Source organism: Flavobacterium sp. MR2016-29, from assembly GCF_015350695.1.
GTDB lineage: Bacteria > Bacteroidota > Bacteroidia > Flavobacteriales > Flavobacteriaceae > Flavobacterium.
The window spans coordinates 1,164,064-1,181,951 of sequence record NZ_JADKPU010000001.1 but is presented as its reverse complement, the minus strand read 5'-3'; the positions used below and the strand labels follow the sequence as shown (position 1 = coordinate 1,181,951).

General features: G+C 31.3%; 18 protein-coding genes. 8 read left to right on the top strand and 10 right to left on the bottom strand.

The features are described from left to right. Positions 1-26 precede the first annotated feature (26 nt). The 9 genes from IR010_RS05320 to IR010_RS05280 form a co-directional block, all read right to left on the bottom strand. On the bottom strand, positions 27-959 hold the full coding sequence (locus tag IR010_RS05320; protein WP_194602205.1) for a DUF2167 domain-containing protein: 933 nt from the start codon (positions 957-959) through the stop codon (positions 27-29). A gap of 45 nt (positions 960-1,004) precedes the next feature. Next, entirely contained in the window at positions 1,005-2,090 is a 1,086-nt protein-coding gene (locus IR010_RS05315) for a phosphoglyceromutase (RefSeq protein WP_194602202.1), read from the bottom strand. Between the two features lie 107 nt (positions 2,091-2,197). Further along, a complete protein-coding gene (locus IR010_RS05310) occupies positions 2,198-2,551 on the bottom strand; it encodes a hypothetical protein (RefSeq protein ID WP_194602199.1) in 354 nt (117 codons plus the stop codon). 36 nt (positions 2,552-2,587) lie between these two features. Further along, positions 2,588-3,919, bottom strand: a complete 1,332-nt coding sequence (locus IR010_RS05305; protein WP_029268740.1) for a DUF58 domain-containing protein — start codon at positions 3,917-3,919, stop codon at positions 2,588-2,590. A 27-nt stretch (positions 3,920-3,946) separates the two neighbouring features. Continuing rightward, on the bottom strand, positions 3,947-4,546 hold the full coding sequence (locus IR010_RS05300; protein ID WP_194567156.1) for a hypothetical protein: 600 nt from the start codon (positions 4,544-4,546) through the stop codon (positions 3,947-3,949). A gap of 48 nt (positions 4,547-4,594) precedes the next feature. Beyond that, positions 4,595-5,608 carry an AAA family ATPase gene (locus IR010_RS05295; RefSeq protein ID WP_194602195.1) on the bottom strand — a complete coding sequence of 338 codons (1,014 nt, stop codon included), beginning with the start codon at positions 5,606-5,608 and terminating at the stop codon, positions 4,595-4,597. A gap of 103 nt (positions 5,609-5,711) precedes the next feature. Beyond that, a complete protein-coding gene (locus tag IR010_RS05290) occupies positions 5,712-6,917 on the bottom strand; it encodes a DUF4350 domain-containing protein (RefSeq protein ID WP_194602192.1) in 1,206 nt (401 codons plus the stop codon). After that, a complete protein-coding gene (locus IR010_RS05285; protein WP_194567152.1) occupies positions 6,910-7,683 on the bottom strand; it encodes a DUF4129 domain-containing protein in 774 nt (257 codons plus the stop codon). Before IR010_RS05285 ends, IR010_RS05290 begins: the two co-directional genes overlap by 8 nt. Before the next feature lie 21 nt (positions 7,684-7,704). Further along, positions 7,705-8,676, bottom strand: coding sequence for a stage II sporulation protein M (locus tag IR010_RS05280; protein ID WP_194602189.1), 972 nt, complete (start codon positions 8,674-8,676; stop codon positions 7,705-7,707). Between the two features lie 20 nt (positions 8,677-8,696). On the opposite strand from IR010_RS05280, the gene IR010_RS05275 reads away from it, so the two are divergent. The 7 genes from IR010_RS05275 to IR010_RS05245 all read left to right on the top strand — a co-directional run bounded on the left by IR010_RS05275 (position 8,697) and on the right by IR010_RS05245 (position 15,807). Continuing rightward, positions 8,697-9,440, top strand: coding sequence for an RDD family protein (locus IR010_RS05275; protein ID WP_029268750.1), 744 nt, complete (start codon positions 8,697-8,699; stop codon positions 9,438-9,440). Positions 9,441-9,750: 310 nt separating this feature from the next. Continuing rightward, positions 9,751-10,599, top strand: coding sequence for a hypothetical protein (locus IR010_RS05270; RefSeq protein WP_194602187.1), 849 nt, complete (start codon positions 9,751-9,753; stop codon positions 10,597-10,599). 207 nt (positions 10,600-10,806) lie between these two features. Further along, positions 10,807-11,409, top strand: coding sequence for a trimeric intracellular cation channel family protein (locus IR010_RS05265; RefSeq protein ID WP_194602183.1), 603 nt, complete (start codon positions 10,807-10,809; stop codon positions 11,407-11,409). Between the two features lie 99 nt (positions 11,410-11,508). Further along, positions 11,509-12,459 carry a FemAB family protein gene (locus tag IR010_RS05260; RefSeq protein ID WP_194602180.1) on the top strand — a complete coding sequence of 317 codons (951 nt, stop codon included), beginning with the start codon at positions 11,509-11,511 and terminating at the stop codon, positions 12,457-12,459. After that, positions 12,456-13,568, top strand: coding sequence for a DegT/DnrJ/EryC1/StrS family aminotransferase (locus IR010_RS05255; protein WP_194602177.1), 1,113 nt, complete (start codon positions 12,456-12,458; stop codon positions 13,566-13,568). Before IR010_RS05260 ends, IR010_RS05255 begins: the two co-directional genes overlap by 4 nt. 3 nt (positions 13,569-13,571) lie before the next feature. After that, the gene (locus IR010_RS05250) at positions 13,572-15,074 is read left to right on the top strand and encodes an O-antigen translocase (RefSeq protein WP_194602174.1); all 1,503 of its coding nucleotides are present in this window, start codon (positions 13,572-13,574) and stop codon (positions 15,072-15,074) included. Then, on the top strand, positions 15,061-15,807 hold the full coding sequence (locus tag IR010_RS05245; RefSeq protein WP_228515098.1) for an acyltransferase: 747 nt from the start codon (positions 15,061-15,063) through the stop codon (positions 15,805-15,807). Before IR010_RS05250 ends, IR010_RS05245 begins: the two co-directional genes overlap by 14 nt. On the opposite strand, the gene IR010_RS05240 is transcribed toward IR010_RS05245, so the two are convergent. Further along, positions 15,804-16,739, bottom strand: coding sequence for a glycosyltransferase (locus tag IR010_RS05240; RefSeq protein WP_194602171.1), 936 nt, complete (start codon positions 16,737-16,739; stop codon positions 15,804-15,806). The genes IR010_RS05245 and IR010_RS05240 overlap by 4 nt on opposite strands. A 54-nt stretch (positions 16,740-16,793) precedes the next feature. On the opposite strand from IR010_RS05240, the gene IR010_RS05235 reads away from it, so the two are divergent. Beyond that, positions 16,794-17,885, top strand: coding sequence for a glycosyltransferase (locus IR010_RS05235; RefSeq protein WP_194567139.1), 1,092 nt, complete (start codon positions 16,794-16,796; stop codon positions 17,883-17,885). Positions 17,886-17,888: the final 3 nt, after the last annotated feature.

Sequence of the window (17,888 nt, the reverse complement as noted above, 5' to 3'; positions counted from 1 at the left end):
AATTTATGAAATTCGTGGGGGCTAAATTATTCTTCAGTCGAATTGTTTTCTTCTAAAAGAGCAGTTTCTTCTTCAACAGGCCTTGTTACAACTTGATCTTTTTTTCCGAAAAGGAATTTCTTGACAGCTGCAAATCCTGCAATAAGTGAAACGACAATGATTTTTCCAAATTTTGCCAGAATAGCAAAGAAACCAACTTTAGCCAAAACTTTTCCGGCCACTAATCCTCCAATAGTCCAAGCGGCAACAGTGTCTGTATCCGCATCGAAATCTAAATATTTGTTTCCGTCGTTGAATTCTACACTTTTTACAATTCCAGGAATACTGGCTTTTACTTCTGCAAGTTCGCCCATGTTGGCAACGGCAGAAATATTGTACATTCCTTTTCTACCTAAAACTCTTAAATCATAATTTAAAGTATTCACTTCATCTTTGCCGAATTTTAATTCTTTTGCCCAATGCAGTACTTTTAAGTTGCTGTCATAATAAGGTTTTGATGCCCATCCAACTAATTGAACTTCAGGATAACCTCCTTTTTTTCTTTCCTCATTTGTTACCTGAGTATCTTCTTTCATCGTTTTCAGCAAATCATCATAATCAATATCGTCAGCATCGTCATCTTTTACATAGCCATCTCCTTGATATGTAATAATAAACATCCAGCTGTTGCTATGAGTTACGCCTTTTCCATCGGGAACAAGTGCTCCTAAAACGCTTTTATCTTCTGGGTTTCCCCATAAATTGGTTAAAACACTTTGAGTTTGTTCTGCATTTAGAAATTTAAATCCTTTCGGAATATTTAGCGTTCCGTCTCCTTCGGTTAAATTAATTTTTCCGGATTCGTACTTCATCGATTTTTCGATATTATCATAATATGCAGCAGTAGTGTCACTTTTTTGAGCTATTATTTTCGGAATAAAAACAGCAGATAAAAATAACGTAAGTAGAATTTTCTTCATTAAAATAGATTGGTTTTAAATGGTTAATTATTTAAGGTTGTTGGTTTATTTTTGAAAGATTTCTGAAATTTCTGGAGCCACAGGATGTGGTGCTGTAAAAGTGTATCCCATAATTTTAGAAATAGTTTGAGCAAATTGTTTTTGATACAATTGAGATTCTGTTTTGATTTCGCCTTTTGGAGCAATTTCTGGTCCGATTGCAGCAAACCAAATTTCTGATGCGCCTACAACATTAGCGCCATGATCTGTCCATTGTGTTTTGGTTTTGTCGCCACGTCCGTGATCTACGGTAATCAGCAATGTAGTTTTATTTTTGTATTGAGGATCATTTTGCACAAAATTCCAAATTTCTTTAATCCACTTATCAACCTGATTTGCTGCATCAAGATACGATCTATAGTGTCCAGCGTGAGCCCATTCGTCCGTTTCGCCGTATGAGATATAAAGTACTTTTGGTTTATTGGTTTTTAGTTCATTTAATGCTTCATAATGAGTAAAAACATCAAGGCATTCATCTTCATGAAAAGGCTTACACGAATTGTCACGCATTTCATTCAGTAACTTTTGAGTTTGAGTTGGTTTATTTCCTCCAACATTATCAAAGGCAGAGATTACCGGAAATCCGCTTCTTTTTTCGTTTAAAATTCGGTCAAAAGCATCCCAGGCACCAAAAGCGGCAACTTTTCCCTTTAGTTTTGATTGTTGATTTAAAAACTCTAAAACATTTATATTTGGATTTGGTTTATAACCATTTGAGTTAATTTCGACATCGACATTTCCGGTCATAATTTCGCTGTATCCAGGATAACTAAACCAGTACGGATTTGAAACATCTACTTTGTTCCCTAAATCTCGGTTTCCATAAATTTGCCCTTTTGAAGCAATTTCTGACCACAAAAAAGGCATAAGTTTTTTACGATTTTCTTTGAAGTCAGCACTTGAATATTTTTTATAAATGTAAGTACTGTCGCCCTGATTGAATTTTTTGTCATTGGCAATCGCGGGATCCATTCCTTTAAAAACTTCTTGCCATCTAAAACCATCTGTTGTGATGATGATTATGTTTTCAGTTTTTTGTGCGTGTGAAACAAAACGGATTAAAATGAATAGAATTAAGAATGTTTTTTTCATGGCCTTTTATGTTACAAAGTTTACAAGACAAAGGTTTAAAGTTTTTTTATCAATTCTAATTTACAACGGGCATTTGATGTTTTAATAATGTTTTCTTTAAGAAGACTTTAAATTCCAAAAAAGTAATTGAAATAACTTTTTTCAGGCTCTACACTTTTTCCTTTGCCAACTTCAATGTAATCACCTTTTGAGTCTTTTCGCAGAATCATTATTTCACTTCCATTTTTCCTAATTACATCACCCACAAATAATTCCGGACCTTCATAATCACTCTGATAAAAAAAATCGTTTCTGTCATAGTAGATCTTTGTTCCACGACTTTTTGCGATTTCAAGAATCTCTCCATTCAAAGTCTTCTCATGAAATTCTTTACTCTTTTTATAATATTCATTTTTTGAATTGTAAATAAGAAACAATAAAATGGATATTATTACAAGAATAGGAATTGTACCGTTACGCATACTTTTTTGTTTTTTAATCGAAAAACATTTGAATCCTTACAAAATACCTCTCGCCTTAATTTCTAAATATTTATTAATAGCATCTAAAGTCAAATTCTCAGGCTGCGTTAAAACCGAATGAATTCCATATTTCTTCAATTCGTTGGCGATCAGTCTTTTTTCAAACATGAATTTTTCGGCAATAACTTTATCGTAAACTTCCTGAATGGTATCTGTTTTTTTATTAATGATATCATTCAATTCTGTATTCTGAAAAAAGACAACAACCAATAAATGGCTCTTTGCAATTCCTTTTAAATAGGGTAATTGACGATTTAGACCATCCATCGTTTCAAAATTGGTATACAAAATAATCAAACTTCTTTGATTGATATTTTTCTTGATATCAACATAAAGGCGGCTGTAATCGCTTTCGAAAAAATCAGTTTTAATGTTGTATAAAGTTTCAAGGATTTTTTGCATCTGTGAACCTCTTTTTTCAGCAAACACTCTGTTTTCGACCTTTTTAGAGAAAGCAAAAATTCCAGCTTTATCTTGTTTTTTCAAAATAACATTTGATAAAACCAAAGTCGAATTAATTGCATAATCAAGCAAACTCAATCCGTCAAAAGGCATTTGCATAACGCGTCCTTTGTCAATTGCCATATAAACCGACTGCGATTTTTCATCCTGAAATTGATTCACCATCAGCGAATTTTTCTTCGCGGTCGCTTTCCAATTTAAAGTTCTAAGATCATCGCCCTGAACATATTCTTTAATTTGTTCAAATTCCATTGTATGTCCAATTCGGCGAATTTTTTTGATTCCATATTGATGCAAATTATTCGAAAAAGCCAATAAATCATATTTTCTCAATTGAATGTAAGAAGGATAAGTTGGAACCATTTGATCATGATCGAAAACAAACCGTCTCGAAATCAGCCTCAAAGGAGAGGAAACATAAATATTCAAATAACCAAAATGATATTCACCGCGTTCTGTCGGACGTAATTCATATTTAAGATCATCTTGAAAAGATGCTTTGATCGTTTTTACGATTTTAAAATCACGAACCTGAAACTGCACCGGAATTTCATCAATAATCTTAACCAAAATAGGGAAAGTATACTGATTTTTTATGCTGATGCTAATCGGATTTAAATCTCCATTTGAAAGTTTTTCAGGTACAGTTCTCGTAGCTTCAATTCCGTTTCTTGACAAGTATAAAAGCAAAATATCAAGTCCTAAAAAAGTAAGCAAAACCAAAACACCAAACCAAACGGCATTATATAAATTCGGAAAAATATATGCGCATACAAACAGGCCTATAATGCTCAAAAGCACATAGAAGAAGAAGTTATTGAGATATAGACTTTTTATGAATTTCAATTTAAAATATATTTTAAGTTTTAATGCTTATACTTTAGTCAGGCTGTTATAATCCAAACCCTCTAAATAATCAATTTTCCAGATTCCATTTTCCTTAACGGCTTTTACTTTATATTTTGGAGTTTCTTTCCATTCCGTCCATGTCCAATAGAAACTAGCTTTATTAGTTTCAATTTTTAAATTGTTTATTTTTAGTGTTTTCCAATATCCTTCCGGATTATCCTGACAATCACACCAATAATTTGTGTCATTGCCATATGGAGGCAAGTCGCCAACAAAATATTCGATCTTATTAGTTTTGAGATTGTCGCCAATTTTCAATCCAATTTTATTGTAATTATCAAGAAATTGTTTGGAGAAAAAGTTACTTTTTTTAAGCTCCTCTAATTTTTTGTTATGCGCTTTTAAATTTAGTCCAACATATTTGTCGCCCTTTTTATTTTCCACAACGTCAAAGTCAGTTTTCGTGCTTTTAGTCTCAATCCATTCATACGCTTTTCTTATCAATATTTCGAGCTGTTGTTTGTCGCTTGCGAAATAAACTGACGCATTTGTTTTTTCAATTGGTTTAAAACCAACCAAAACAATTCCGATAAAGAAGAAAAAGAATAATTTAAATACTCTCATTTTTAAAAGGTTGTATGGTATTAATAATTAAAAATTTACAATTAATAATTATCTCGGAATTTCTACTGTTTCAAGAATTTGTTTGATAATTTCAGTGCTCGAAATTCCTTCCATTTCGCGTTCTGGAGCCACAATAACACGGTGCTGTAAAACCGGAATTGCAGCTTCCTTAATATCTTCTGGAGTTACAAAATCGCGTCCTCTTATGGCAGCAAAACCTTTAGCGGCATTCAAAATCGCGATAGAGGCACGAGGCGAAGCTCCTAAATATAAAAAAGCATTTTCTCTAGTATTGATCACAATTCTAGCGATGTATTCCAATAGATTTTGTTCTACTCTAATTTGTTTTATTAAAGCTTGATAACCTTTTATTTCTTCAGCAGAAAGAACGGTTTTAATGGATTCTAATTTGCCATGATCCTGCAATAAATGTTCTCTTTGAATGATCAGAATTTCTTCGTTTAATTTTGGATAATCAATTGTGATTTTGAATAAAAAACGATCTAGCTGGGCTTCTGGCAAACGATACGTTCCTTCCTGTTCAATTGGGTTTTGAGTTGCAATTACTAAAAATGGCGTTTCAAGCTGATAGGCAGAACCATCAATCGTAATCTGGCGTTCTTCCATAACTTCAAAAAGTGCAGCCTGAGTTTTGGCAGGAGCACGGTTAATCTCATCAATTAAAATCAGGTTAGAGAAAATAGGGCCTTTTTTAAACTCAAATTCTGAACTTTTTAGGTTGAAAATAGAAGTTCCCAAAATATCAGAAGGCATCAAATCTGGAGTAAACTGAATTCGGCTAAAGCCAATATTCAATGTTTTAGAAAGTAATTTGGCTGTAATAGTTTTAGCAACTCCAGGAACACCTTCAAGCAAAACATGTCCGTTTGATAAAATAGCAACCAAAAGCTGGTCGATCATTTTATGCTGTCCCACAATTACCGTTTCTAATTCTTTTTTGATAATATTGATGTGATCCAGTAAAGGAGTTAAATTTATTCTAGTCTCAAAATTCACATTTTCATTTGTGATTTCGGTTTCTGGGGTATTAATATCATCCATGTTTTGTATGTTTCTTAAGTTGAATTTTATTTTTTTTCTGCCGCAGATTAAATGATTCTCACAGATTTAAAAATTATTTTAATCTGTAGCAGACAGTTTTTATTTAATGTAAAATCTTTTCAATTGCATTATTAATTCGGATTAAATCTTCTTCGAGACTTCCGTGGTAACTATTTCGATGTTCGTTGATTAAAAATACAAGTTCTCGAATATCAGTTTCATTTTTTCCTGTTTTATGATGCAGTTTTTTAATAAAATCGTCATCCAGTTTTGTGGTATCGATTAAATATTCCGTTCGGATTTTCTCCAAGAAATATATAATTTTTTTATCTATAATATTGGCGTGATCGCCTTCTTGATAATATAAATTTCCAATCGTTTTTGTAAAATCAACGGTCAAATTAGATAATGGCTTTATAATCGGCACAATGCGCTGTTTTCGTTTGGCATTGAAAATCATAAAAATTAAAATGCCAATTATACTAAAATAATAAGCCCATTTTAATCCAGGCTGACTAAAAATATAACGCAATGGCGAGCCTGAAATTGATTCACCATTTTGCCCTTTCGTATACCAAAAAACATTTCCTTTTGGAATATAAGTCAGCACATTTTCAGCATACTGATAATGATTTCCTTTTAATAAATGAAAGTTGGTAAAAGCTGCGGGCTGTGTGTGCAGATAAAAATAACCTCCGCTATAACGAACTTTTATAAAATTTATATGTTTCTCATTTTTCGTTGTGCTTTGATAGCCTAAAACGGTTGTATTTAAAGTGTCAATTTTAGAAAAATAATCTTCTACAGATTGTTTAAAGAGATATTTTTTAGTGCTGACTTTTTTATTCGCCATCCAGATTGATGTACTGTTTAAGCTTGGTAAATTAGACTGAACATCTAGTTTTAAACTGTCTAATAAAATCTGTGGAAAACTTCTCATGCTTAAAAAGACGCTGTTTCCGCGCGAAACAAAATAAAAAAGCTCTTTTACCGACTGATCGTCGATTGCACCATATTCTGAAATATTAAAGAAGGTTCCTTTTATTTTATAATCTTCTACCAAAGTATCAGAATTATAGTTTGCATCTAAATATTCATAAGGCGTAACGGCAGAAACTCTTTCTATTTTTTGTCCTTTCAAAAGTCCTTTGATTTCTTTGTCAAAAACAAACAATCCGTACGGAATTTTATCATGTACAGAAAAGGTTGGGCGCCAGTCAATAGGTTTTGGCTGATCGCGATCTGTTATAATAATAAGGGCTAAAACAAAAACCAGAATAGCCACATAAATTTTGATGGATTTATTCATTGCTAAAGGTTTTTATTGCTTTTTTAAATCGGTTTTCGGTTTTGGTGAACTTAGCTTCATCAATTTCGAATTCTCCGTACCAAATATAATTGTATAAGTACGACAAATAAGTAAATTCTTCTCTATGAATTGGTCGTTGAAGTTCGTATAAATAATCAGAATTCGTTTTTTCGATATCCCATTCAATATAATTATTTTGCGCCATAACTTTCAGCAGCCATAAATAATAATAACGAATTGCAATTCTTTTTTCATCTGCCTGGATGCTCTCTTTTATTAATTTTTCGAAATCTAAAAGATGAATATTTTTCTCTGCATCAGAATAATAAAGGGTACGTTTTTTAGAATTCTTTCCAAAAATCCATTGTCCTTCTTTATTAATCAACGCTTTTACGATTAAGAATATAACGAGCATAATAGTCAATACAGCCAATACTCTTAGTAAAATACCAACAAAGTTTATTGCTGACTGTGGATTACTGAACGAAAAAAGTTTTCTAAATATACTTGCAAGCCAAGATTTAAAATCATCCCAAAACGTTCTTTCGGGCTTTTTTGGCTCGTATTGAAATTCTGAATCGGTATATTTTTTTTTGAAATCTTTAGCGAAGGTTTTCGCTTCAGTCGTGCTTGTGTCGATTTGAATATCTTTTTCAGTGTACTTTACGGCATCTATTTTTGGCGGATCTTCAGTCGTCAAGGAATCCTGCGCATTTGAAAAAGTGCAGTAAAAAAGAAAAGTAAAAATGAAGAAAATTCTATTCATTATGGTTTCCAGTTAATTCAATTAGGCTGATAGTTTTTGTATTTTTTTATGGACAATAAAAGGATAAACCAAATAATAAAATGAAATTATTCCTAATGTAAATAAGATGATAGACACGCTTAACCAATTTGGCATTTCGTTAGCATATCGAGTAATAAAACCTTCTAAAAATCCGGCGGCTATAGTAAACGGAATTGTACTTAAATATATTTTAAAACTGTTTTTAAAACCTATTTTAAAAGAATTTAATCTAGAAAAAGTTTTTGGAAACAATATAGATGCGCCAAGAATAAATCCGGCAGCAGTTTCGATTACAATGGCAAATATTTCCATAGAACCGTGAATCCAAATGCCTCGAACACTTTTCCAGAAAACGCCCTGTTCATAAAAGAAATACTGAAACGAACCCAGCATAATACAATTGCTCATGAAGATGTAAAAAGTCAAAATTCCGGCAAAAATTCCGAAAAAGTAACATTTTGCACCTACATAAAGGTTATTAAAAGTAATGCCGACGAAACTTCCCCAATTTGTGTCTGATTTATAAACCGCCATTGGATTGCCCTTTTTGATGTTTTCTAAAGTCATGTTTACGTAATCGTCTCCCAAAATCAATCGAACGAAATCTGGATCGTATTTTGCAGAAACGACGCCAATTGAAACTAGAGCAACAAAAAGAATAAAGGCATAAAGCAAATATCGTTTATATTCATAAAGAAGCAATGGAACTTCAGTAACGAAAAATTCCACGATTCTATTTTTCTCCGTTCTTTTGGTTTTGTAAATCTTCTGATAAATCTGCGACGCAAGGTGGTTCAAGTAAATAACTGTTTTACTTTTTGGATAATACGTTTGCGCATACGACAAATCATTCATCATTTGAATGTACAAATTAGCTAACTCGTCAGGATTTTTTTTAGCTTTACCAAAAATAGCTAGCTCAAATTCCAGCCATTTTTCTTTATTTTGTTTTATGAAGGCGACTTCTCTCATTGCAGGCTAAAATATAAAATATGTCAGAATTATCTATTAATACAACACAAAATGTTAAAATAAATTTTATCGCAGCTTCTGTCGGTGAACGACTAGGTGCTTATTTTATCGATTTATTTATTAAATTCTCTTATGTTGCGGTACTTACCGGACTATTTTTTTATGTATTAAGTTTAGGGAAATTTTTCAATGGAGCAGGTTCTTGGACGATAAGAGCACTCGTTATAATTGCGTATTTTCCTATTTTAATATATTCGATAACTTTAGAAAGTATTTTTGAAGGCCAGACCTTTGGCAAAAAACTAATAAAAATAAAAGTTGTTAAAATAGATGGTTATCAAGCCGGTTTTGGAGATTATTTAATCCGCTGGTTTTTTAGAATAATTGATTTTACAGCATTGTACGGACTTGTTGGCCTCATCGCTATGGTTTCTAGCAAAAAAACACAGCGTTTGGGCGATATGGCAGCGGGAACGGCTGTGATTACCTTAAAAAACAGAATTAATATAAGTCATACTATTTTAGAGGAAATCGGTACTTCATACGTGCCCACATATCCTTTGGTTATTAAATTATCAGATAATGATATGCGTATCATTAAAGAAACCTTTAAAAAAGCTGTAGCCAAAAAAGATCATGAAATCATTTATAAATTGGTTGCCAAAATTGAAAGCGTAACAGGAATTAAAAACCAATCTGGAGATAACAGTGATTTTATTCGCGTGGTTTTAAAAGATTACAACTACTATACTCAAAATATGTAGAAAGTTTTTTAAGATGAAATTTGCTAAAAAAAAACATTTTTACTTTTCTAAATTCATCAATTGAAAACGTATTGCCTAGCCCTGATGGGAGCGGTATCCTTTTTCTGGCTTCTTTAGCCAGGAAAAGATATAGAGGACAGCAGGAAACAGCTCCTCTTTAAATTTGTGCTAATTCTTACAAAAAAATACTTTTCTACAAGAATAACGTTGGATGATTTCTTAACTTTGTTATACAAGCGAACAATTAACAGATTATTTGCTCGTAAATGGCAGACTGAAAAACCTAGTACAAAACTTAATTAGAAATACTATGAGAATTAAAAAAACTTTTGCAGTTATAATTATGTTGCTTTTTTCTGTTTTTAATTTCGCTCAAGGCGGAAAAAAATTAGATAAAATAATTAAAAGAGATTATCAGATAATTGAAGGAACTATTTCTAAAATATCTGATAAAACGGTTGAATATTCTCTGCCCGGCGAAACTTTGCTGATTTCTCTTGATGTTTCTCAGATCGCGAGAATTGATTTTGCCAGCGGGCGTTCGCAAACTTTTGATGTTTCAGCATCAAGCTCATCTGCAAATAATTCGGGACAAGATTTAGCCACTGCAGAAATGAAACCCAATACAATCGCTGTTTTACCCGTGCCGTACTTAAACTCAGACACTCAGGAAAGCTCGGAAGATATGGCTAAATTTGCTCAAAACGATTTGTATAATAAATTGTTAGATAAATCGGCAAATATTTTTCCGCTAACAGTTCAGGATTTAAGAACAACTAACAGCCTTTTGCACAAAGCAGGAATAAATCATAACAATATAGATGAAACCCCAATTGAGGATCTTGAAAAAATTCTAGGGGTAGACAATATTGTTGCTGCTAAAATTTCATACACAATGTCAACTAGTTCAACTGCATCAACTTACGGAAGCGGAAGCACTACTGTAAGTAACAATGATAAAAAGATTAAGTCAAATGATTATTCGACAACAACTGCCAATTCACAAATGTATTATTACTATAATGTGTATTTTGATATGTACCGAAATAATACTAAAATTTACTCACAAACCCGCAAACCTTTCCTTAACTTAAAAGACAGCTGGATCGATTCTATCTCATATTTATTAAAAAGAAGTCCGATTTATGTGAAGAAGTAGGTTTTTTTAGAAGGTAATAGGCAAGAAGAAAGAGGCAAGAAGAAAGAGACAAGAAGAAAGAGCCAAGAAGAAAGAATATAGAAACAAAAAACAAGAATAAAGAATAAAGAATCAAGACATATATAATCTTTGTTGCTCTGTCTCTTTGAACCTTTGTACCTAATAGAAAAAAAACCTTTGTACCTTTGCCTTTCTGAACCTAAAAAAATGTTTCACTTATTAGATCTTATTGGTACAATGGCGTTTGCTATGTCTGGCGCTTTAACGGCAATGCATAAAAAACTAGATCCGTTTGGGGTTTTTATAATTGCTTTTGTAACTGCGGTAGGCGGCGGAACGCTTCGTGATGTATTGATTGGCAGGACGCCCGTAGGATGGATGCTTGACCTTCAGTATGTTTATGTAATTATTTTAGGTTTTATTCTGGCTATTCTTTTTAGAAAAAAGTTTGACAGGCTCAGAACTTCATTGTTTTTGTTTGATACAATCGGGCTTGGCGTTTTTACTTTAATCGGACTCGAAAAAGGAATTTCGATTGATTTGCATCCAGTCATTTGCATTGCCTTAGGTACGATGACGGCTTGTTTTGGAGGTGTAATCAGAGATATTTTATGTACAGAAATTCCAACTATTTTTAGAAGAGAGATTTACGCCACGATTTGCATTTTTGGCGGAATTGTATTTTTTGTCTTAAAAAAACTAAACTTAGAAGACGATATTTTGTATTTATTAACTTCAATAGTAATTATCACTGTACGTTTGATGGCGGTAAAATTCAAATGGTATTTACCAGCATTTGAGCATAAATGAGATTTTAAAATAATATATTAGCCACAGATTAACAGATTAAAAAAGATTTTTTGGCTAGAATTAAAAATCATTGGAATCAAATAAATCTGTGGCAAGAAAATGACAAAGTATACCGTAAAAAAATACCATAAAAGCGATTACAAAACTTGGAACGAATTTATCGCTCAAGCTAAAAACGCCACATTTTTATTTCATCGCGATTTTATGGAATATCACCAAGATCGTTTTGAAGATTTCTCGCTTTTGATTTTTGAAGGTGAAAAATTAAAAGCAGTTTTGCCTGCCAATAAAAAAGAAAATTCAGTTTACTCACATCAAGGTCTAACATATGGAGGTTTGGTTTTTTCTTCTAAATTGAAAGGTGAAAAAGTGGAATCTATTTTAGATTCGATTTTAGTTTTTTTTAATGAAAATCAAATCGAAACTTTTTATTATAAGCCAATTCCGAGTTTTTATTTTCCGGAAGGAAACAACGAAATAGATTTTTTCTTGTTTAAAAGAGGAGCAGTTTTAGAGCGAAAAGAAATGAATTTGGCCATTAATTTGCAATTGCCTTTGCAGATTTCGAAAAGTAAAATGAAGCATTTCAGAAGAATTGAAAATCTTGATTTAGACATTATAGAAGAACAACATTTTTCTCCTTTTTGGAATGAAATTTTAGAGCCGAGATTATTAGAAAAATTTGATGCGAAACCAGTTCATACCAAAGAAGAAATGGCTTGGTTGAAGCAAAATTTTCCTCAAAATATTAGACAATATTCTGTTCGCCAAAATGATAAGATTATTGCCGGAATAACTATTTTTGAAACCCAAAATGTAATAAAATCACAATATGCAGCTACTTCTAAACAAGGAGAAGAAGCGCGTGCTGTTGATTTTTTATTCATTAATTTGATCCATAAATACAAAAGAAAAGGTAAATTATTTTTTGATATGGGAATCGTAAATTCAGATAACGAAAAAGAGTATGATTTGGGCCTTTTGACACAAAAACAAGAATTGGGCTGTTCCGTTTACAATCAGGATTTTTATAAACTCGATATAAAATGATACCATTTCTTGACCTTAAAAAAATAAACGAACCTTATGAAACTGTATTTCAGGAAAAACTGAAATTGGTTTTAAATAATGGCTGGTATATTTTAGGAAAAGAACTGGAAACATTTGAAAAAGCTTTCGCCGAATATAACCAAACCAAATACTGCATTGGAGTGGGGAATGGTTTTGATGCGTTAGTTTTGATTTTTAAAGGATATATTCAACTCGGAAAACTTCAAAGAGGCGACGAAGTTATTGTTCCTGCAAATACATATATCGCTACTATTTTAGCCATTCTGCAAGCCGATTTAGTTCCAGTTTTGATTGAACCAAAATTAGAAACCTACAACATAAATCCCGATTTAATTCAGGAGAAAATTACGCCAAAAACAAAAGCCATTTTAGCCGTTCATTTATATGGACAATTGGCTGAAATGGAAAGGCTAGATGAAATTGCAGTACAAAATAATTTGATTGTTGTAGAAGATGCTGCCCAATCACATGGGGCAATTTACAATGAACAATTAATAATTAATAATTTAAAAAATACTTCTGCTTACAGTTTTTATCCCGGAAAAAATCTGGGCTGTTTAGGCGACGGCGGTGCGATTACCACAAACGATTCAGAGTTGGCAAAAGTGCTTTTTTCGCTTCGCAATTATGGTTCTGAACAAAAATATCATAATGAATATATTGGCGTAAATTCGAGATTAGATGAACTTCAGGCTTCGTTTTTAAATCTTAAATTACCAAATTTAAATAGGGACAATGACAAACGTCGCGCTATTGCAAAACGTTATTTGTCTGAAATTAAAAATGACAAAATAATCCTTCCGTTTTGGGATTTTTCGAACAATCATGTATTTCATTTATTTGTAATTCGGACTGAAAATCGTGAAGGTTTACAAGAATATTTAACTCATAATCATATTCAAACTGTAATTCACTATCCGATTCCGCCACACAAACAAAAAGCATTTTCTTCTGAGACTTCGGGATGGAAGAATCTACTTTTTCCAATTACAGAGAAAATCCACAACCAAGTTTTGAGTTTGCCGATCAGTCCAGTTTTGACAGATGACGAAGTTAGCTTTATCATCGAAATTTTAAACCAATATTAATTCGTGTCTGACAGCAAAACTTCATATAAAGAAATCCTAAAAACAACTTCAATTTTTGGTGGCGTACAGTTTTTTACGATTTTAGTTTCGATTATCAGAACCAAATTGATAGCTGTTTTTATTGGCCCAAGCGGAATGGGAATTATAGCATTATTAAATTCAACTTTGAGTCTTGTCAGTGGAATTTCTGGTTTAGGAATCGAAACGAGTGCCGTAAAAAACATCTCCGAAAACTATAAAAAAGAAGATTTAAAAACAGTTTCTATAACAGTTCAAATTGTAAAAAAGATTGTTTTTTTTACAGGAATTTTAGGTATGCTGCTTGTTACGATTTTTTCAAAAGCACTAAGTATCATTACTTTTGGAGATTCTAGTCAAACCTATACCTTTATATTTCTGGCGATAACAGTATTATTCAAACAATTATCATCTGGACAATTGGCTGTTCTGCAAGGTTTGCGACAGATGAAATTTTTAGCAAAAGCTAATTTGTACGGCAATTTATTTGGTTTGCTTTTTTCGATTCCGCTTTATTATTTTTTAAAGATTGATGCCATAATTCCAACAATTATAATTGCTTCTTTGTCTGCTTTGATTTTCTCTTTTTATTATTCCAATAAAGTAATAATTGAAAAACAAAAAGTTTCAAAAACCGTATTTTTAGAAGAAGGAAAAGCTATTGTGAAATTGGGTTTTATGCTGACGATCAGCAGTGTTTTAACACTATTATCAACGTATTTAATTCAGATCTATATTGGTGAAAACGGAGGATTGGAACAAGTTGGTTTTTATAACGCAGGTTTCACTTTATTAAATTCGTATGTAGGAATTATTTTTACCGTTATGAGTACCGATTATTTTCCGAAATTAGCTTCGATAAATTCTGATAATAAAAAAATTAGGTCCAGTGTTGTTCAGCAAGCTTTTGTATCAATCCTAATTATCACGCCTATAATTGTTTTGTTTTTGACTTTTATTTCATTGATAATTAAAGTTATTTACACACCAAAATTTAATGAAATAACGTCTATGCTTTGTTTTGGAATTTTAGGAATGTTATTCAGGGCAGTTTCCTGGGCAATGGGCTTTATTTTAATTGCAAAAGGCGATTCTAAAATGTTCCTAAAAACTGCTTTTGGCTTCAATATTTTGTCTTTGATAATGAATATTTTTTGCTATTATTTTTACGGATTAGAGGGGCTGGGCTTTAGTTTTTGTCTTTATTTTTTATTTCATTTTATCGGATTAAAAATCATCACTAAAAAAAGATATAATTTCTATTTTGACAAAGATTTTTACGAAACTTATCTTGTTTGTTTTTTAATTTGTATTAGTACTTTTTTAATTCGTTATATTGAAATTTCAGCTCTAAAATACAGTTTATTGACTTTAATGATTTTTATTTCTCTGAGTTTCAGTTTTTATCAAATTAATAAAAAGATGAATTTAAGGGAAATATTCACGTCATTTGTTCAAAGAAAAAAGGATAAAAATGATTCAGAATAGTTATAGAAAATGCCGGTCTTTTTATCACACACTCAAGTTTTACTATTCGGTAAACTGGACAAAGACGCTATATTTTAATTTTAAGAAATTCCCTTTTCAAATTGCTAAAAAACTGCCTGTTTTCTTTTACGGAAGAGTAAAATTTACTTCAATAGCTGGCGAAATTAAAATTGACGGAAATATTAAAAAGGGCATGATTGGTTTTGGTCAGCCGTATGAATTGAATAAAGCTCAAAAAGGCATTTCAGAAATTTTTATTTTAGGAAAATTAACGTTTAAAGGAAAATTTCAATTTGGTAAGGATTGTTTTGTTTTCGTTGGCGAAAATGCAAATTGCGAACTCGGAAATATGGCATCGATAGCATCAAGCGGTAAAATAATTTGTACTGAAAAAATTGTTTTGGGCGATTATGCACGCTTTGGTTCAGAAGCTCAAATCATAGACACTAATTTTCATGATTTAATTGACACAGAAACAGGCGCAAAACTTGAGAAATCAGCACCAATTCTCATCGGAAATTACAATTTTGCAAGCAATAGAGTTTCAGTTCTAAAAGGAACTCAAACATCTGATTTTTGTACAATTGCATCGAATAGTTTGTGTACAAAAAATTATACTTCTTTAGGTAAAAATATTTTGATTGGAGGAATTCCAGCAAAATTAATTCGGTCTAATATTTCAAGAGACTGGCAAGGAGAAAAACAGCAGTTAGATGATTTTTTGACAATTTAAAAATGCAACGCGTATGATACAGATTCGCTAAAGCCTTTTTTTATTATGCGGAAACGCTGTTTTATTTCCAGCAAAATATATTTGAATAACAAATTATAATTTGCTGTTTTATAAGCCAAAATCATTTCAAAATGCATTCTTTTTAAAATGGCTTTATGCTCAATTTTAGATCTATTTAAATGAATTGCTTTTTGAATAATCAAATACGTAGAATAATTTATTTTCTTAGATCTTGAATCATTTTTTAAATGAAAATGAGTTCCAAAAGATGTTGTTGAGATTCTTTTTTTAATTAAAATTTCATCAATATAATCAAAGTCATATTTGCGAGAAGCACGAATCCAAAGATCTAAATCTTCATAAGCTAAATCTTCATCATAACCTTTTAGATCGTCGAAAACAGTTTTTTTAACCATTGAAGAAACTGAGCAAATGCTATTGCCTCCTGAAATAACACTCAAATAAATATCTCCGATTTGTCTTTTTTCGATTGTTTTTTTTGAAGCATCAACTGGGAAATAATAAAAGTAAAAATTACCTTTTTCATTAATTAATTCGGCATTTCCGTAAACAATTCCCAAATTTTTAAAGCGGTTTTGCTGAAAGGCTTTTAGTTGTAATGAAACACAATTGGGCAATAAAATATCATCACAAGCCAGATCAATAATATAATCGCCTTTGGCTAATTTTAAAGCTTTATTAAACGATTTTGTGCTTCCTAAATTCGTTTCGTTTGCAATAAATTGAATTTCAGGATAATCGACAAGCCAATTTTGAATTGTTTCTTTAGAATTATCCGTGCTAAAATCATCTACAATTATCAATTCAATAAACGGATAATCTTGATTTACAGCCGAAAGCAAACTCTCCACAACATACTTTTCTTGATTGTAACACAAGCAAATAATGGTCACTAATGATTTATCTTGCATATTGTTTTTAAAGAGTTATATATTTGATACGAAAATAATAAATCACGAATGATATTGTCTCACAAAAAAAATAAAATTGCTTTAATTGGTTATCGCTTAAGCGGAGGCGGAAGTGATAAAGTTATGGCAAATTTGTCTATTTTTTTTGAAAATCAAGGTTTTGAAGTGGATATAATTATTGTTTTAGACGAAGTTAGTTTTCCGTATTCAGGAAAATTAGTAAATCTTGGTTTGCTTAAAAATAAAAGCAATGGACTTTTTAATAAAGCTAAGAGATTATGGGCTTTATGGAAGTATTTAAACGAAAATAAATTTGATTTTATAATTGATTTTCGGTTTCGTACCAAGATTGTTCAGGAACTTATTTTGGCGAGATTTATTTATAATACCAAAACAATCTTTACGGTTCACAGTTTTTTGATTGATCATTATATGTCAAACAATTCTCGGCTGACAAGGTTGATGTATAATCATTGTTACGCAAATGTTGCTATTTCTGATGAAATGAAAACACTGATTGAAAACAAACATCAATTACAAAATGTGGTCACGATTCATAACCCTGTTTATGTAGAGGAAATTCAGAATAAGCAAAATGAAAATATAGATTTTAATTTCAATTTTATTATCGCCGTAGGACAATATGAAAATCAAATAAAACAGTTTGATCAATTAATTTCAAGTTATTCAAAATCGATTTTGCCTCAAAAAAATATTCATTTCGTTATTGTGGGAAATGGAGATAAATCAAAACTTAAAAAAGCAATTTTAGAGAATAAAGTTTCTGATTTTGTTCATCTTTTAGGCTATCAAAGCAATCCTTTTAAATATGTAAGCAAAGCTAAATTTCTAGTTTTAAGCAGTAAAAACGAAGGATTTCCGAATGTTATTTTAGAATCATTAGCTTGCAAAACTCCAGTTGTCTCTTTTGATTGCGATTTTGGACCAAGAGATATAATTACATCTTTAGAAAATGGTATTTTAGTAGAAAATCAAAATTGGGAGAAGTTGACTGAAGCAATGAATGTATTTGTTTCAGATGAAGTTTTATATCAAAATTGCAAACAAAATGCATTTGAAAGCATTCAGCCTTTTTTATTAGAAAAAGTTGGACAGCAATGGTTAAATTTGATGAAAGCAAATTAAAAA

What these genes read in the sequence shown, in the direction of transcription:
- IR010_RS05320 (WP_194602205.1), bottom strand. Translation starts at nt 959, where the DNA reads ATGAAGAAAATTCTACTTACGTTATTTTTATCTGCTGTTTTTATTCCG.
- IR010_RS05315 (WP_194602202.1), bottom strand. Translation starts at nt 2,090, where the DNA reads ATGAAAAAAACATTCTTAATTCTATTCATTTTAATCCGTTTTGTTTCA.
- IR010_RS05310 (WP_194602199.1), bottom strand. Translation starts at nt 2,551, where the DNA reads ATGCGTAACGGTACAATTCCTATTCTTGTAATAATATCCATTTTATTG.
- IR010_RS05300 (WP_194567156.1), bottom strand. Translation starts at nt 4,546, where the DNA reads ATGAGAGTATTTAAATTATTCTTTTTCTTCTTTATCGGAATTGTTTTG.
- IR010_RS05295 (WP_194602195.1), bottom strand. Translation starts at nt 5,608, where the DNA reads ATGGATGATATTAATACCCCAGAAACCGAAATCACAAATGAAAATGTG.
- IR010_RS05290 (WP_194602192.1), bottom strand. Translation starts at nt 6,917, where the DNA reads ATGAATAAATCCATCAAAATTTATGTGGCTATTCTGGTTTTTGTTTTA.
- IR010_RS05285 (WP_194567152.1), bottom strand. Translation starts at nt 7,683, where the DNA reads ATGAATAGAATTTTCTTCATTTTTACTTTTCTTTTTTACTGCACTTTT.
- IR010_RS05280 (WP_194602189.1), bottom strand. Translation starts at nt 8,676, where the DNA reads ATGAGAGAAGTCGCCTTCATAAAACAAAATAAAGAAAAATGGCTGGAA.
- IR010_RS05275 (WP_029268750.1), top strand. Translation starts at nt 8,697, where the DNA reads ATGTCAGAATTATCTATTAATACAACACAAAATGTTAAAATAAATTTT.
- IR010_RS05270 (WP_194602187.1), top strand. Translation starts at nt 9,751, where the DNA reads ATGAGAATTAAAAAAACTTTTGCAGTTATAATTATGTTGCTTTTTTCT.
- IR010_RS05265 (WP_194602183.1), top strand. Translation starts at nt 10,807, where the DNA reads ATGTTTCACTTATTAGATCTTATTGGTACAATGGCGTTTGCTATGTCT.
- IR010_RS05260 (WP_194602180.1), top strand. Translation starts at nt 11,509, where the DNA reads ATGACAAAGTATACCGTAAAAAAATACCATAAAAGCGATTACAAAACT.
- IR010_RS05255 (WP_194602177.1), top strand. Translation starts at nt 12,456, where the DNA reads ATGATACCATTTCTTGACCTTAAAAAAATAAACGAACCTTATGAAACT.
- IR010_RS05245 (WP_228515098.1), top strand. Translation starts at nt 15,061, where the DNA reads ATGATTCAGAATAGTTATAGAAAATGCCGGTCTTTTTATCACACACTC.
- IR010_RS05240 (WP_194602171.1), bottom strand. Translation starts at nt 16,739, where the DNA reads ATGCAAGATAAATCATTAGTGACCATTATTTGCTTGTGTTACAATCAA.